Origin of the sequence: Buttiauxella sp. (genome assembly GCF_049686335.1) — a bacterium.
Lineage (GTDB): Bacteria > Pseudomonadota > Gammaproteobacteria > Enterobacterales > Enterobacteriaceae > Buttiauxella.
Genome location: NZ_JBAVHX010000004.1, coordinates 635,845 through 650,258 on the forward strand (window position 1 = coordinate 635,845; position 14,414 = coordinate 650,258).

Genomic DNA, 14,414 nt, shown 5'->3' on the forward strand with positions numbered 1-14,414 from the left:
ACGTTTTTAACGGTTGCACCCGCAGAAACTGTTAACTACGTCGGTAAATTCCCCCCATCTGCGAATAATTAGCCCGCTCGCTTTCTTAGGCCAAATTTAACAATTCAATCTATTTCACAGCTTGCTATCCAGCTCACATTTAACAAGGTTGCACAAAGTTGCAACATGATAGATATTGCCGCATAACGAATTGCTACCACCTAATAACTGGAGTTATATGGCCACCACCACTATGGGCGTAAAACTGGACGATGCGACTCGCGAGCGCATTAAAGACGCCGCTTCACGTATTGACCGCACACCACACTGGCTGATTAAACAGGCGATTTTTAATTATCTGGAACGTCTGGAAAATAACGATGAATTGCCAGAACTTCCTGCTCTGTTAGCCGGTGCCGCCAACGAAAGTGACGAAGCCGCCCCACACGTTGATGAAACGCACCAGCCGTTCCTCGATTTCGCTGAGCAGATTTTGCCGCAATCGGTCACACGCGCAGCGATTACCGCCGCCTGGCGTCGCCCGGAAACCGATGCAGTACCCATGATTCTGGAACAGGCTCGCCTTGCGCAACCTATCGCCGAGCAGACCCATAAACTGGCTTATCAGCTGGCCGATAAACTGCGCAATCAGAAGAGCGCGTCAGGCCGGGCGGGCATGGTACAAGGTTTGCTGCAAGAATTCTCGCTTTCCTCGCAAGAAGGTGTGGCGCTGATGTGTCTGGCCGAAGCGTTATTGCGCATCCCGGATAAAGCCACGCGCGATGCATTGATTCGCGACAAAATCAGCAACGGTAACTGGCATTCACATATTGGTCGCAGCCCGTCGTTGTTCGTTAATGCCGCCACCTGGGGTTTACTGTTTACCGGCCGCCTGGTGTCCACGCACAACGAAGCCAGCCTGTCCCATTCGCTTAACCGCATCATCAGTAAGAGTGGCGAGCCGCTTATCCGCAAAGGTGTGGATATGGCGATGCGCTTGATGGGCGAGCAGTTTGTCACCGGCGAAACCATTGCCGAAGCGTTAGCCAACGCCCGCAAACTGGAAGAGAAAGGTTTCCGCTACTCCTACGATATGCTGGGTGAAGCCGCTTTAACCGCCGCCGATGCGCAGGCTTATATGGTCTCTTACCAGCAAGCGATTCACGCGATTGGCAAAGCATCCAATGGCCGTGGCATTTATGAAGGCCCGGGTATCTCTATCAAGCTTTCTGCCCTGCACCCTCGCTACAGCCGTGCGCAGTATGATCGCGTAATGGAAGAGTTGTATCCGCGTCTGAAGTTTTTGACGCTGCTGGCTCGCCAGTACGACGTGGGTATTAACATTGATGCTGAAGAAGCCGATCGTCTGGAGATCTCCCTCGATCTGCTGGAAAAACTGTGCTTCGAACCGGAACTGGCTGGCTGGAACGGCATCGGTTTCGTGATTCAGGCGTACCAAAAACGCTGCCCGTTTGTCATTGATTACCTCGTTGACCTCGCCTCCCGCAGCCGTCGCCGCCTGATGATCCGCCTGGTGAAAGGCGCCTATTGGGACAGCGAAATCAAACGTGCGCAAATGGATGGCCTCGAGGGTTATCCGGTATATACGCGTAAGGTTTACACCGATATCTCCTATCTGGCCTGCGCGAAAAAACTGCTGGCTGTGCCAAATCTGATTTACCCGCAGTTCGCGACGCACAACGCCCACACGCTGGCGGCAATCTACAACCTGGCGGGGCAAAACTATTACCCTGGTCAGTATGAATTCCAGTGCCTGCACGGCATGGGCGAACCGCTGTACGATCAAGTCGTCGGTAAAATTGCCGATGGCAAACTAAACCGTCCTTGCCGTATTTACGCGCCAGTCGGCACCCATGAAACGCTGCTGGCTTACCTGGTGCGCCGTCTGCTGGAAAACGGTGCCAACACCTCGTTTGTGAACCGTATTGCTGACAACACCCTGCCGCTCGACGAGCTGGTTGCCGACCCGGTTACCGCCATTGAAGCGATTGCAGGTAAAGAAGGTCAACTCGGTCTGCCACATCCAAAAATCCCATTACCGAAAGAGCTGTACGGAACCGGTCGCACCAACTCCAGCGGCCTGGATTTGGCGAACGAACATCGCCTGGCGTCGCTCTCCTCCGCGCTGCTCAACAGTGCGGCGCAGAAATGGCAAGCGCTGCCGATTCTGGAAAATGCCGTTGCGACAGGCGACCTGGTCGTGGTGAAAAACCCGGCTGAGCCAACTGACATTGTCGGTTTCACGCGCGAAGCCACAGCGGAAGAGGTTTCACAAGCTCTCGTGAGTGCGGTGAACAACGCGCCAATCTGGTTTGCAACTCCTCCGCAAGAGCGTGCCGCCATTCTTGAACGTGCCGCTGTCATCATGGAAGGCCAGATGCAGAAATTGATTGGCATCCTGGTGCGCGAAGCGGGTAAAACCTTCAGCAACGCGATTGCTGAAGTGCGTGAAGCGGTCGATTTCCTGCACTATTACGCCGGTCAGGTGCGCGATGATTTCGATAACGAAACTCACCGTCCGCTGGGTCCCGTGGTCTGTATCAGCCCGTGGAACTTCCCGCTGGCTATCTTCAGCGGGCAGATTGCTGCCGCCCTTGCTGCGGGTAACAGCGTGCTGGCAAAACCCGCTGAACAAACGCCACTGATTGCCGCGCAGGGTATCGCCATTCTGCTGGAAGCCGGTGTGCCTGCGGGCGTGGTGCAACTGCTGCCTGGCCGCGGTGAAACGGTTGGCGCGCAACTGACGGGCGATTCCCGTGTGCGCGGCGTGATGTTTACCGGCTCCACCGAAGTGGCTACGCTTTTGCAACGCAACATTGCTGACCGCCTTGATCCGCAAGGTCGTCCGACGCCGCTGATTGCGGAAACGGGCGGTCTGAACGCCATGATCGTCGATTCCTCTGCGCTCACCGAACAGGTGGTGGTTGACGTGCTGGCCTCGGCATTTGATAGCGCCGGTCAGCGTTGTTCTGCGCTGCGCGTGTTGTGCATTCAGGAAGATGTCGCCGAACACACACTGCAAATGCTGCGCGGTGCGATGGCGGAATGCCGCATGGGTAACCCAGGCCGCCTGACCACTGACATCGGCCCGGTTATCGACGCCGAAGCCAAAGAGAATATCGAACAACACATCCAGACGCTGCGCAGCAAAGGTCGCAACGTGTTCCAGGCTGCGCGTGACAACGCCGTGGATGCGAAAGAGTGGCAAAGCGGGACATTCGTTGCCCCCACGCTGATTGAGCTGGAAAGCTTCGATGAGATGCAAAAAGAGGTGTTTGGCCCGGTGCTGCACGTCGTGCGTTACAACCGCAGCAACCTGGAAGCGTTGATTAACCAAATCAATGCCGCGGGATATGGCCTGACACTTGGGGTGCATACGCGTATTGATGAAACCATCGCTCAGGTGACGGGCTCCGCGCATGTCGGCAACATGTACGTGAACCGCAATATGGTGGGCGCGGTAGTCGGTGTGCAGCCATTCGGCGGCGAAGGTTTATCAGGTACTGGCCCGAAAGCCGGTGGCCCGATGTATCTCTACCGCTTGCTGGCTAACCGTCCGGACAATGCGCTGCAAACCACCTTAAACCGTCAGGATGCTGAACTCCCGGTGGATACCACGCTGAAAGCCAGCTTGCAGGCATCCCATCAGGCACTGACGCAGTGGGCGGCGAACAAAGGTGAGCTGAAAGCCCAGTGCGAACGTTTCGCTGAACTGGCGCAAAGCGGTACTCTGCGCCAGTTGCCGGGGCCAACGGGTGAGCGCAACACTTACGCCTTAATGCCACGTGAACGCGTGCTGTGTATCGCGGATAACGAGCAGGATGCGCTGGTACAACTGGCGGCCGTCACCAGTGTTGGCAGCCGTGCGCTGTGGGCTGATGACAAGCTGCATCGCGAGCTGGCAAAAGCGCTGCCTGCTCAGGTGCAAAAGCACATCGATTTTGCCAAAGAAGAGGCGCTGCTCACTCAGGTGTTTGATGCGGTGATTTACCACGGTGATTCCGACCAGTTGCGTGCGCTGTGTGAAAAAGTCGCGGCACGTGATGGCGCGATTGTTTCGGTGCAGGGCTTCGCACGCGGTGAAACCAATCTGTTGCTGGAACGTCTGTACGTTGAGCGCTCACTGAGTGTGAACACCGCAGCCGCAGGCGGTAACGCCAGTCTGATGACAATCGGCTAAGGTTAGTATTGTCGGGTGGTCAGGCGATAAGTCTGTCCACCCTGTTGCATACTGCCGTATTTTACCAACAAGACTTAGCTCCCATTTTTTAAATAACCCCCATCTATTATATCCTCACATTATTATTATCCATAAACCTATCAATACCATAAATAAATAGATTCAACACTTAGCTCAATATATTGCCGTTAGCAAAGCACAGGGGTAATCTACGCCAAAAGACAAAGGAAGCTTAAAATGGAAAAATTACCGGAAAGATCATCAACCGCAACAACCAGACTATCCAGACAGAATGAAGTCAATGTGGTGAAGGTTTCCATAAGCCGCGAATGCAAATATATACTCACCATTGGCTTTGAAACCAATCACCCTGAGGCATTTTACAATGAGACATTGAATCTCTCTGTAGATTTTGGTCATGTATTTTTCTATATCACTAAGCGTGAGCCATTATCATCTTTTGATATTGTTGACACGTTTTTCAGTTTCGGTCCTTTGGGATATGGGGAAAGTGGGAAGATAATTAATGAATATAATGGAGAAAGACCTGGAGATACGAGTTATCTGATAAAAGAAGTTTCACAGATGTTCAGATTACGTATATCTAAAGAACAAGCAGAAAAGATAAAAGCAAAGAGTGCTCTATTTACTCATGAAGTTGATACAAAAAAAGTTTTTTATAACGCATCCACAAATGACACTTGTGCAGAAACAGCCAGAGACATTTTATCTTCCTGTAGCGTTCCCACACCTGACGGACATGGTGCAGTTGTAGTGAGAAAATGATGAGAACATTGCTTTATGCACTTCTATTAATGCCGCATGCTTTTGCTTATAGCGATGATAAAAGCAAACCAGATATCAGCCTGAATACTGATGAGTATCAATATGTTTTCTCACAAAATGATAAGAGCACCTTAATAAAGAGCGTTAATTTATGGCTTGATATTATTGACAGTAAGTCTTCCGTTATTGATGAAAAATCTGCTTTGTTTTTCGACCAGTTAAGAAAAACATATCCGAAAAATAGCCCCGCAGACGGTATCTTCGCTGACAAGAAAACCCCCTGGGGAATGATATATTTGACTTCAAAAACCAACGTTATCAAAAAAGAAAAAGAAGTGGGTAATATTACCCTTGAAAGAATGGTGCCTAAAACAATCATGACAAACTTTAATCCAGATAATTTCCTCAAGGATATTGGGTTAAAATTCATAAACACCAATAAAAAAGAAACAAACTACTGTTCAATATTTAAAAAAGATGGCAGTTGTGAAGTCCGGGTTTCATGGGTTTATCATCAATACTATTATCGTTCATTACGGCATCCAGATTATATTATTACGTTTGATGTGAAAGAGGACGTTAATCAGTTTAATACCTCGGCACAATATCCGCAGAACTTCACAAGCATGGCAATTGAATTAAAACCTGAAAATTGATATGCCGGGTTTGACGAAAATGGCATCTACTATTAATGTCTGTTTAGTAGCTGACGCAAGCTAAATTGTAGGTCGGATTAGCTCCGCGACATCCGACACCATAACGACGTTAAAACCAGGGAGCTTTCTTGATGAAACGCGTTTGTTTACTGATTTCTTGCCTGTTATTAAGCGCAAACGTTCTGGCGGACAGTTGCGATAACGAGACCTCGCAGGCTGGGCTCAACGAGTGTTACGGCAAAGAGTACAAAAAGCAGGATGATTTGCTCAATCAGACTTATCAGAAGGCAATGAAACTTGCCACAGATACGCAGAAAACCCAGCTTAAAGCGGCGCAAAATGCATGGATTGCTTTTCGCGATGCCGACTGCGCATTCTTAACCTCAGGCGCTGACGGCGCATCTGTCGCTCCGATGGTGCATGCGCAATGCATGACGGACAAAACCCGTGAGCGCACTGAGCTGCTGAAAAGCACGCTCAATTGCGAAGAAGGCGACGTGAGCTGTGTTTTCCATTCAAGCCCGAATTAACGTACCCGAATCCCTTCAATAATCATCCGCTGCACGTTCTCTACCGTGCGGCGGAAAAACTCCTCATCCTGTAAATTGCTCCCCGCCACCGCTTCAACCTGACTGGCAAAGTCGGCGTAGTGCTGCGTCGTCGCCCAAAGCATGAAAATCAGATGATGCGGATCCACCGCCGCCAGTTTGCCACTGTCGACCCAACCGGCAATGATGGCTGATTTATCATCCACCAGCGTTTTCAAATCGCCAGTCAACTCGCCTTTAAGCAGCGGCGCGCCTTGCAACATTTCAAGGCAGAACAAGCGCGAGGCCTGCGGATAATCCCGGGAAACTTCCAGCTTCAGGCGGATGTATTCGCTTATCGCCACTAGCGGCTGTAAATCTTCGCGAAACGCGCGCAGTGGCGCGAGCCAGATATCAAGTATCTGTTTAAGCACCGCAATATAGAGCGCTTCTTTAGACGGGTAATAATAGAGAAGATTGGTTTTCGACACTTCAGCGCGTTCCGCCACCTTTTCAATACTGGTGCCGTGAATGCCGTATTGGGAGAAAAACTCCAGTCCCGCAGCCAGAATTGCCTGCTTTTTCGCTGCTACCGCACGCACGCGCCGTCCGGTTTCTTTGGTTGCTGCGCCACCTTGTGCCATGCGCCATCTCTCTTTGCTGTTTTGCCCCACAGCATAGCAAAACCCCTCTGCGACAACGATCTGTTTGCATGCCATTTGCACCCGGAACGCGCAAGGATGCCTGTTTTTTGTGCATCTGTTTTGACCAGATAGTCCGTTTTCCCCTCAACAAAATCAGCAACCAATTCACAACATAATGATAACAAATGATTTTTATAACCTGGCATCAGGTTTGCAAAGACTGAAATGACAAATCAATACCCATTAGCATCGAGTTGCAGCAAGGCGGCAAGGATGATGGGTATACCACCTGCGATGAGAGGTCTGCGATGAAAATTGGCGTATTCGTCCCTATTGGTAACAACGGCTGGTTAATTTCCACTAACGCGCCGCAATACATGCCCACGTTTGAGCTGAACAAAGCGATTGTGCAAAAAGCGGAATACTACGACTTCGACTTCGCCCTCTCGATGATTAAGCTGCGTGGATTTGGCGGCAAGACCGAGTTCTGGGATCACAACCTGGAATCCTTCAGCCTGATGGCCGGGCTTGCGGCGGTCACCTCGCGTATTCAAATCTATGCCACCGCCGCCACGCTTACGCTGCCGCCTGCCATTGTGGCGCGTATGGCGTCGACCATTGACTCCATCGCCCCCGGGCGGTTTGGCATCAATCTGGTGACCGGCTGGCAAAAACCAGAATACGAGCAAATGGGGATCTGGCCGGGTGATGACTATTTTGCCCGCCGCTACGACTACCTTTCCGAATACGCCACGGTGCTGCGCGATTTATGGGGAACCGGGCAGAGTGATTTAAAAGGCGAGTTCTTCACCATGAATGACTGCCGTTTAAGCCCGCGCCCGGCCAAACCCGTCAAAATGATTTGTGCGGGTCAAAGTGACGCCGGAATGGCCTTCTCGGCTGAATACGCCGATTACAACTTCTGCTTCGGCAAAGGGGTGAATACGCCCACCGCTTTCGCTCCCACCGCCGCCCGCATGATTGAGGCCGCCAAAAAAACCGGACGCGATGTCGGCTCCTACGTGCTGTTTATGATTATCGCCGATGAAACCGACGAAGCGGCAAGAGCCAAATGGGAACACTACAAAGCGGGTGCTGACGAAGAGGCGCTGGCGTGGCTGACCGAACAAAGCCAGAAAGACACCCGTTCGGGTTCTGATACCAATGTGCGGCAAATGGCCGACCCGACCTCGGCGGTGAATATCAACATGGGCACCTTAGTCGGCTCTTATGCCACCGTCGCCCGTCTGCTGGATGAAGTGGCAACGGTACCTGGCGCCGAAGGTGTGCTGCTGACTTTCGATGATTTCTTAGAGGGCATCGACGCGTTTGGCGAAAAAATCCAGCCGCTGATGCAATCGCGTGCTCACCTTTGCGCTTCTGCTCGCGAGGTGGCGTAATGAAAAACATCATCCTCGATGCCCGTCCTGAAGCCATTACCTTCGGCGTTGAGCAAACCGCGCTGATCGTGGTGGATATGCAAAATGCTTATGCCAGCAAAGGCGGTTATCTGGATCTTGCCGGATTTGATGTTTCAGCCACCCGCCCGGTTATCGACAACATTAAAACTGCGGTCGCTGCCGCCCGTGAAGCAGGCATGTTGATTGTCTGGTTCCAGAACGGCTGGGACAGCGAATATGTCGAAGCGGGCGGGCCTGGCTCGCCAAACTTCCACAAATCCAACGCTCTGAAAACCATGCGCAAGCAGCCAAAATTACACGGAACCCTTCTGGCAAAAGGCGGCTGGGATTACCAACTGGTTGACGAACTGGTGCCGCAGGCGGGCGATATTGTGTTACCCAAACCGCGTTACAGCGGCTTCTTTAACACGCCGCTGGATAGCATTCTGCGCTCGCGTGGGATCCGCCATCTGGTCTTCACCGGTATCGCCACCAATGTCTGCGTGGAATCGACGCTCCGTGACGGCTTTTTCCTTGAATATTTTGGCGTGGTGCTCGCCGATGCCACCCATCAGGCGGGGCCGGCTTTTGCGCAGCAAGCCGCATTATTCAATATCGAAACCTTCTTTGGATGGGTGAGCGACGTCGGCACCTTTTGCCTGGCATTGCAGCCTCAATCATTTGCGCGAATTGCCTGATAAGGAGTTACCCATGCCAAAATCCGTCATTATTCCCCCGGGCACCAGCACGCCGATCGCCCCGTTTGTACCCGGTACGCTGGCCGACGGCATAGTCTATGTTTCCGGGACGCTTCCGTTCGATAAACAGAACAATGTGGTGTACGTCGGCGACGCAAAAGCCCAGACCCGCCATGTGCTGGAGACCATCAAATCGGTGATTGAAACCGCAGGTGGCACCATGGATGACGTCACGTTTAACTCGATCTTTATCACCGACTGGACAAATTACGCCGCCATCAACGAGGTATATGCCGAGTTTTTCCCGGGCGATAAACCGGCGCGATTCTGTATCCAGTGCGGGCTGGTCAAACCGGACGCGCTGGTTGAAATCGCCACCGTCGCGCATGTCGGGAAGTAGCGTATGCAGATTGAACTGGTACGTGCCCCCTTCCCCAACGCCCCCGTCTTGCTGCTGATTGCCGGACTTGGCGGCACCGGCAGCTACTGGCTGCCGCAACGTACCGCGCTGGCGGAACATTACCAACTGGTTATCTACGACCAGCGCGGCACCGGTGCGAACCCGCAAGCGCTGCCCGATGATTACTCGCTGGCGGATATGGCGCACGAGATCCACACCGCCATGTTGCAACACGGCCTCTCTCAGTACAGCGTGCTCGGGCATGCATTGGGTGGTCTGGTGGCGATGCAACTGGCGCTGGATTTCCCCGACTCCATCAAGGTGCTGGCGATAATCAACGGCTGGTTGCAGCTCAATGCCCACACGCGTCGCTGCTTTGCGGTGCGTGAAACGCTGCTGCGCGATAGCGGCCCTGCGGCGTATTTACAGGCTCAACCGCTGTTTCTCTATCCCGCAGACTGGATGGCGGCTAATCAGCCACAACTGGAAGCGGAAGAAGCGCTGCATAACGCCCATTTTCAGGGGCGAGAAAATCTCACTCGTCGCCTGAATGCGTTAAAGGCCGCAGATTTTTCTGCCAGCGCCGCCCGCATTCATCAGCCCGTGGTGATCATCTGTTCTCGCGACGATTTACTGGTGCCGTGGAATTGCTCGGTGGCGTTGCACAACGCCCTGGCAAACAGCGTGCTGGAAATCCTGCCGTGGGGCGGACACGCCTGCAACGTCACGGCGGCGAATGAATTTAACCCGATGTTGATAGCCGCGCTTGGCGGGCTGCTTGCCACTGAATCGACTCTGCATAAGGAATCTGTATGACTCATGCCATCACCTCCGGGGCGCTGGAAACCCTGTTCACAGGCGCACGCACCCACAGCTCATGGCTGGATAAACCGGTGAGCGACGCGCAACTGAACGAGATTTATCAACTGCTGCGCCTCGGGCCGACCTCGGCCAACTGCTCCCCTGCTCGCTTTATGTTTGTCCGCAGCAGTGACGCCAAAGCGCGCCTCAAACCGGCGCTGTCATCGGGCAATATCGACAAAACCATGAGTGCGCCCGTTACCGCGATTGTGGCGTGGGATCCGGCGTTCTACGAGCAGTTGCCGACCTTATTCCCTTACGCTGACGCCCGCGCGTGGTTTACCTCAAGCCCGGCACTGGCGGAAGAAACTGCCTTTCGCAACAGCTCGATGCAGGCCGCGTATTTGATTTCCGCCTGTCGGGCGCTCGGATTAGATACCGGGCCAATGTCCGGTTTTGATCGCGAAAAAGTCGATGCGGAATTCTTTGGCGCCAACGGCTGGAAAAGCAATTTGCTGATTAACATCGGCTATGGCGACCCGACAAAAGCCCATACCCGCTTGCCTCGTTTAGCGTTTGAAGCCGCGTGTTGCCTGGCTTAAGGAGTGAAGATGATCGAAAAACAGGTGTTTCGCGATGCGATGTCGTGCCTGGGTGCGGCCGTGAATATCATCACCACCGACGGCCCGGCGGGACGCGCCGGATTTACCGCTTCGGCGGTCTGTAGTGTGACCGACGAACCGCCGACGCTGTTGGTGTGCCTGAACCGTAGCGCATCGGTATGGCCTGTTTTCAGCGGCAACCAGGTGTTGTGCGTCAACACGCTGGCCGCCGGGCACGAAACGCTCTCCAACTTATTTGGCGGCAAAACGGCCATGACCGAGCGTTTTTCTGCCGCAAACTGGCGCCACGGCATCACCGGCTGCCCGCAACTGGAAGGCGCGCTGGTGTCGTTTGATTGCCGCATAAGCCAGGTGGTGAGTGTCGGCACGCATGACATTTTGTTTTGTGAATTAGTGGCTCTTGAACGTAACGACGAGTCCCATGGCCTGGTGTGGTTTGGCCGTGGCTACCACCAACTGATGCGGCCTGCCTGTTAGCCGAAACACAATCTCCTGGAGATAATTATGGCGAATACCTGGTTTCCAAAATGGCATAAAAAATCTGCGCTAACGGAAGGGGGTGTCATCGCACCGGATGAAACCCTGCCACTCGGCCAGACGCTGGTGATGGGCGTGCAGCACGCGGTAGCGATGTTTGGTGCGACGGTGTTGATGCCGCTGCTGATGGGGTTGGATCCCAACCTGTCGATATTGATGTCGGGCGTCGGCACCCTGCTGTTCTTCATCGTAACAGGTGGACGGGTACCGAGTTATTTAGGATCCAGTGCGGCGTTTGTCGGGGTGGTGATTGTCGTGACCGGATTTAATGGTCAGGGGCTGAACCCGCATCTTAGCGTGGCTTTGGGCGGAATTATCGCCTGCGGGCTGGTGTATACCTTAATTGGTTTTGTGGTGATGAAGGCCGGAACACGCTGGATTGAGCGCTTAATGCCGCCGGTGGTGACAGGCGCGGTGGTGATGGCTATCGGTCTGAATCTGGCACCGATTGCGGTGCGCGGGGTTTCCGCAAGCAGCTTTGATAGCTGGATGGCGGTAATGACGGTGCTGTGTATCGGTCTGGTAGCGGTGTTTACCCGCGGCATGATCCAGCGGCTGTTGATTCTGATTGGTTTGATTCTCGCCTGCGTGATTTACGCGGTACTGGCTAATGGTTTTGGCTTTGGAAAACCGGTCGATTTCGCCCTGCTCAGTGCTGCCGCCTGGTTCGGGGTACCGCAACTCACCACGCCAACCTTTAACGTGCAGGCCATGATGTTGATTGCGCCGGTTGCGGTGATTCTGGTGGCGGAAAACCTCGGGCATTTAAAAGCCGTCGCGGGGATGACCGGCAAAAATATGGATCCGTACATCGGCAAAGCGTTTGTCGGCGATGGGCTGGCGACCATGCTTTCTGGCTCGGTAGGCGGCAGCGGCGTGACCACCTATGCCGAGAACATTGGCGTGATGGCGGTGACCAAGGTCTATTCGACGCTGGTATTTGTCGCGGCATCCGGGATGGCGATGTTGCTCGGCTTTTCACCGAAGTTTGGCGCGTTGATTCACACCATTCCGGCACCCGTTATTGGCGGAGCGTCCATCGTGGTATTCGGTTTGATTGCGGTGGCGGGTGCGCGGATCTGGGTGCAGCATCACGTTGATTTAAGCCAGAACGGCAATTTGATTATGGTGGCGGTCACCCTGGTGTTAGGCGCAGGTGATTTTGCCTTAACGCTGGGCGGATTCACGTTGGGTGGGATTGGTACGGCGACGTTTGGTGCCATTATTTTGAACGCGATTTTAAGCCGCCGCCCGGTGGTGATTGCCGACAGTGCCGTCGTTCCATAAGTCGGATGACGCTTCGCTTATCCGACCTACGGTAGTGGGGCACGGGTTGATTCCATGTCGGATGACGCTGCGCTTATCCGACCTACGGTAGTGGGGCTCGGGTTGATTCAATGTCGGATGACGCTGCGCTTATCCGACATGGGACCGCTTACCGTAGGTCGGGCTAGCGTAGCGACCCCCGACAGAACAGACATGATTCGGTCCTATAAAGCAGAGAGAGATTCCTGCTTCTTTTTGCGTTTCAGTTTCAACTCACTCACCAGTACGCCCAGCACAATTAACGCACCGCCTAATAACGCCAGCATCGGTAATCGCTCCCCCGCCAGACGGCCAAAAATCCCCGCCCACACCGGCTCACCGGTATAAATCACCGTCGCACGAGTCGGCGAAACACTACGTTGTGCCCAGTTCATCGTCACCTGAATGATGGCGCTAAAAATCCCTAACCCCAGCGCGATGCCCCACAAACCCGGCGTCATGGCTGGAGCACTTTCACCCGCGGGGAGCATAGTGGCAAAGGCGACAATCGAGGCGGTGGCAAGCTGCACAATGGTCACGCGTTTGATATCCACTTTCCCGGCCCAGGCGCTAATCAGAATAATTTCTGCGGCAATCGCCAGCGCACCGATAAGTGTGATGATTTCACCAGCCCCCAACGTCAGTGATGTTCCCTCGGGCCCGGCGAGGAAAATCAGCCCGATAAACGCCAGGGCTACGCCAATCCAGGACATCAGGCCAGGCATTCTGCCCAGACAAATCCATTGCAACACAGGCACCAGCGGAACATACATGGCGGTGATAAAGGCTGATTTGCTGCTCGGGATGGTCTGCAATCCCCAGGTTTGCATGCTGTAGCCGATGGCAATCGAAATGCCGATAAACACCCCGGCTTTTACTTCAAGCCACGTCAGGCCGCGTAAGGTTTTCAGCGACAGTAACGCCACCGCCAACGCCGCTGTGGCAAAGCGTAATCCCACAAAGAAGAACGGCCCGCTCATGGTCATGGCGTATTGCACCGCAAGGAAAGTCCCACCCCAAAACATGGTGATAAGGATCAGAATCGCTTCTTGAGGTTTGATGGCTAATTGGTAACGGCGCAATAAGGCAGACATGGAAGTACCAGGAGAAATTTGAGCGGAACAAAGAAGGCCACTAGTTTGCGTGCAGGCGATGAGTGCTGCAATGGGAGAGTGAAAATAAAAACCGCCGATCGTAACCGGCGGTGGGGATGGCAATCATCTATACCCTTCATACTTCAAGTTGCAGGTGCGTTGGCTGCTCTCGTGCACCCGAATCACTTACTTGAGTAAGCTCACCGGGACTTTCTTGATTGCCGCCTTCCCGCATCTCGAATTATTTTAGGTATATCTCGAATTACTTAACGAATTGCGAAAGCCTGGCTGGCTTACTTACTGCTGCCTTTGCCGTGACTATTTTTGCCCCCTTTTTGGCCTGCTTCTGAGGCGCGTTGCGGGTCATTTTTGAAATTCCCGCCACTATGCTGACCACCTTTACGACCTGCTTCTGATGCTCTTTCACGGTCTTCAGCGAAATTACCTGAACCACCACGATGGTTTGCCATTTCTAACCTCCAGATTGGTGAAATAGTTAAGTCATCATATTGCATTCAGTCAAAGAGTACTCTTTCACTGCACGGCTTACATTGACTTCATTGAACAGCGCCGCGTGGGATTAAGCTTAGTGCAGACAGGGCAATTGACCAGTTAACCGTAATATTTTGCAATATGTAATCGCCAGAATGGGTGATTTTTTTTGCCGCTTAATCCATAAGATATTCTTATTTTTAATGAAATAGTCACCTGACGAAAATGTGACGTAATGCGACATTATTAATCTCAACCCCTAAATAATTTA

General features: G+C 53.1%; 14 protein-coding genes. 11 read left to right on the forward strand and 3 right to left on the reverse strand.

The genetic code is table 11. The annotated features are described in order from the left end of the window. Positions 1 to 217: 217 nt before the first annotated feature. The 4 genes from putA (at position 218) to WBL83_RS03430 (ending at position 6,152) form a co-directional block, all read left to right on the forward strand. Positions 218 to 4,180 (forward strand): trifunctional transcriptional regulator/proline dehydrogenase/L-glutamate gamma-semialdehyde dehydrogenase, encoded by a 3,963-nt coding sequence (putA, locus tag WBL83_RS03415; protein ID WP_424587801.1) that lies wholly within the window; start codon positions 218 to 220, stop codon positions 4,178 to 4,180. Between the two features lie 237 nt (positions 4,181 to 4,417). After that, a complete protein-coding gene (locus WBL83_RS03420; protein ID WP_424587802.1) occupies positions 4,418 to 4,966 on the forward strand; it encodes a hypothetical protein in 549 nt (182 codons plus the stop codon). Next, positions 4,963 to 5,622: a hypothetical protein gene (locus WBL83_RS03425; protein WP_424587803.1), complete on the forward strand. Its 660-nt coding sequence runs from the start codon at positions 4,963 to 4,965 to the stop codon at positions 5,620 to 5,622. Before WBL83_RS03420 ends, WBL83_RS03425 begins: the two co-directional genes overlap by 4 nt. Positions 5,623 to 5,753: 131 nt before the next feature. Beyond that, entirely contained in the window at positions 5,754 to 6,152 is a 399-nt protein-coding gene (locus tag WBL83_RS03430) for a lysozyme inhibitor LprI family protein (RefSeq protein ID WP_424587804.1), read from the forward strand. Here the strand turns inward: WBL83_RS03430 and rutR are convergent. Further along, complete coding sequence (rutR, locus tag WBL83_RS03435; RefSeq protein WP_424588034.1) at positions 6,149 to 6,793, reverse strand: HTH-type transcriptional regulator RutR; 645 nt, start codon at positions 6,791 to 6,793, stop codon at positions 6,149 to 6,151. The two genes, WBL83_RS03430 and rutR, sit on opposite strands and share 4 nt — an antisense overlap. Before the next feature lie 308 nt (positions 6,794 to 7,101). Between rutR and rutA the strand changes: the two genes are divergently transcribed. The 7 genes from rutA to rutG are packed head-to-tail and all read left to right on the forward strand — an operon-like array spanning position 7,102 to position 12,539. After that, positions 7,102 to 8,193: a pyrimidine utilization protein A gene (gene rutA / locus WBL83_RS03440; protein ID WP_424587805.1), complete on the forward strand. Its 1,092-nt coding sequence runs from the start codon at positions 7,102 to 7,104 to the stop codon at positions 8,191 to 8,193. Then, positions 8,193 to 8,891 carry a pyrimidine utilization protein B gene (rutB, locus tag WBL83_RS03445; RefSeq protein ID WP_424587806.1) on the forward strand — a complete coding sequence of 233 codons (699 nt, stop codon included), beginning with the start codon at positions 8,193 to 8,195 and terminating at the stop codon, positions 8,889 to 8,891. The genes rutA and rutB overlap by 1 nt, the downstream gene beginning before the upstream one ends. Positions 8,892 to 8,904: 13 nt before the next feature. Continuing rightward, the gene (gene rutC / locus WBL83_RS03450) at positions 8,905 to 9,291 is read left to right on the forward strand and encodes a pyrimidine utilization protein C (RefSeq protein ID WP_424587807.1); all 387 of its coding nucleotides are present in this window, start codon (positions 8,905 to 8,907) and stop codon (positions 9,289 to 9,291) included. Positions 9,292 to 9,294: 3 nt separating this feature from the next. Continuing rightward, positions 9,295 to 10,107: a pyrimidine utilization protein D gene (gene rutD, locus WBL83_RS03455; protein ID WP_424587808.1), complete on the forward strand. Its 813-nt coding sequence runs from the start codon at positions 9,295 to 9,297 to the stop codon at positions 10,105 to 10,107. Next, positions 10,104 to 10,694 carry a malonic semialdehyde reductase gene (locus tag WBL83_RS03460; protein WP_424587809.1) on the forward strand — a complete coding sequence of 197 codons (591 nt, stop codon included), beginning with the start codon at positions 10,104 to 10,106 and terminating at the stop codon, positions 10,692 to 10,694. Before rutD ends, WBL83_RS03460 begins: the two co-directional genes overlap by 4 nt. Before the next feature lie 9 nt (positions 10,695 to 10,703). Further along, the gene (rutF, locus tag WBL83_RS03465; RefSeq protein ID WP_424587810.1) at positions 10,704 to 11,192 is read left to right on the forward strand and encodes an NADH-dependent FMN reductase RutF; all 489 of its coding nucleotides are present in this window, start codon (positions 10,704 to 10,706) and stop codon (positions 11,190 to 11,192) included. Between the two features lie 27 nt (positions 11,193 to 11,219). Further along, on the forward strand, positions 11,220 to 12,539 hold the full coding sequence (gene rutG / locus WBL83_RS03470) for a pyrimidine utilization transport protein G (protein WP_424587811.1): 1,320 nt from the start codon (positions 11,220 to 11,222) through the stop codon (positions 12,537 to 12,539). Between the two features lie 203 nt (positions 12,540 to 12,742). Here rutG and WBL83_RS03475 read toward each other — a convergent pair whose 3' ends face one another. Both WBL83_RS03475 and WBL83_RS03480 read right to left on the reverse strand, forming a co-directional pair. Then, the gene (locus tag WBL83_RS03475) at positions 12,743 to 13,651 is read right to left on the reverse strand and encodes a DMT family transporter (RefSeq protein WP_424587812.1); all 909 of its coding nucleotides are present in this window, start codon (positions 13,649 to 13,651) and stop codon (positions 12,743 to 12,745) included. A gap of 293 nt (positions 13,652 to 13,944) precedes the next feature. After that, a complete protein-coding gene (locus WBL83_RS03480; RefSeq protein WP_034456279.1) occupies positions 13,945 to 14,121 on the reverse strand; it encodes a general stress protein in 177 nt (58 codons plus the stop codon). Positions 14,122 to 14,414: the final 293 nt, after the last annotated feature.

Excerpts from the sequence above, each read along its gene's own strand:
- WBL83_RS03430 (WP_424587804.1), top strand. The coding sequence starts at position 5,754 with ATGAAACGCGTTTGTTTACTGATTTCTTGCCTGTTATTAAGCGCAAAC.
- rutB (WP_424587806.1), top strand. The coding sequence starts at position 8,193 with ATGAAAAACATCATCCTCGATGCCCGTCCTGAAGCCATTACCTTCGGC.
- rutC (WP_424587807.1), top strand. The coding sequence starts at position 8,905 with ATGCCAAAATCCGTCATTATTCCCCCGGGCACCAGCACGCCGATCGCC.
- rutD (WP_424587808.1), top strand. The coding sequence starts at position 9,295 with ATGCAGATTGAACTGGTACGTGCCCCCTTCCCCAACGCCCCCGTCTTG.
- rutF (WP_424587810.1), top strand. The coding sequence starts at position 10,704 with ATGATCGAAAAACAGGTGTTTCGCGATGCGATGTCGTGCCTGGGTGCG.
- WBL83_RS03460 (WP_424587809.1), top strand. The coding sequence starts at position 10,104 with ATGACTCATGCCATCACCTCCGGGGCGCTGGAAACCCTGTTCACAGGC.
- WBL83_RS03425 (WP_424587803.1), top strand. The coding sequence starts at position 4,963 with ATGATGAGAACATTGCTTTATGCACTTCTATTAATGCCGCATGCTTTT.
- rutA (WP_424587805.1), top strand. The coding sequence starts at position 7,102 with ATGAAAATTGGCGTATTCGTCCCTATTGGTAACAACGGCTGGTTAATT.
- WBL83_RS03475 (WP_424587812.1), bottom strand. The coding sequence starts at position 13,651 with ATGTCTGCCTTATTGCGCCGTTACCAATTAGCCATCAAACCTCAAGAA.
- rutG (WP_424587811.1), top strand. The coding sequence starts at position 11,220 with ATGGCGAATACCTGGTTTCCAAAATGGCATAAAAAATCTGCGCTAACG.
- WBL83_RS03420 (WP_424587802.1), top strand. The coding sequence starts at position 4,418 with ATGGAAAAATTACCGGAAAGATCATCAACCGCAACAACCAGACTATCC.
- putA (WP_424587801.1), top strand. The coding sequence starts at position 218 with ATGGCCACCACCACTATGGGCGTAAAACTGGACGATGCGACTCGCGAG.
- rutR (WP_424588034.1), bottom strand. The coding sequence starts at position 6,793 with ATGGCACAAGGTGGCGCAGCAACCAAAGAAACCGGACGGCGCGTGCGT.
- WBL83_RS03480 (WP_034456279.1), bottom strand. The coding sequence starts at position 14,121 with ATGGCAAACCATCGTGGTGGTTCAGGTAATTTCGCTGAAGACCGTGAA.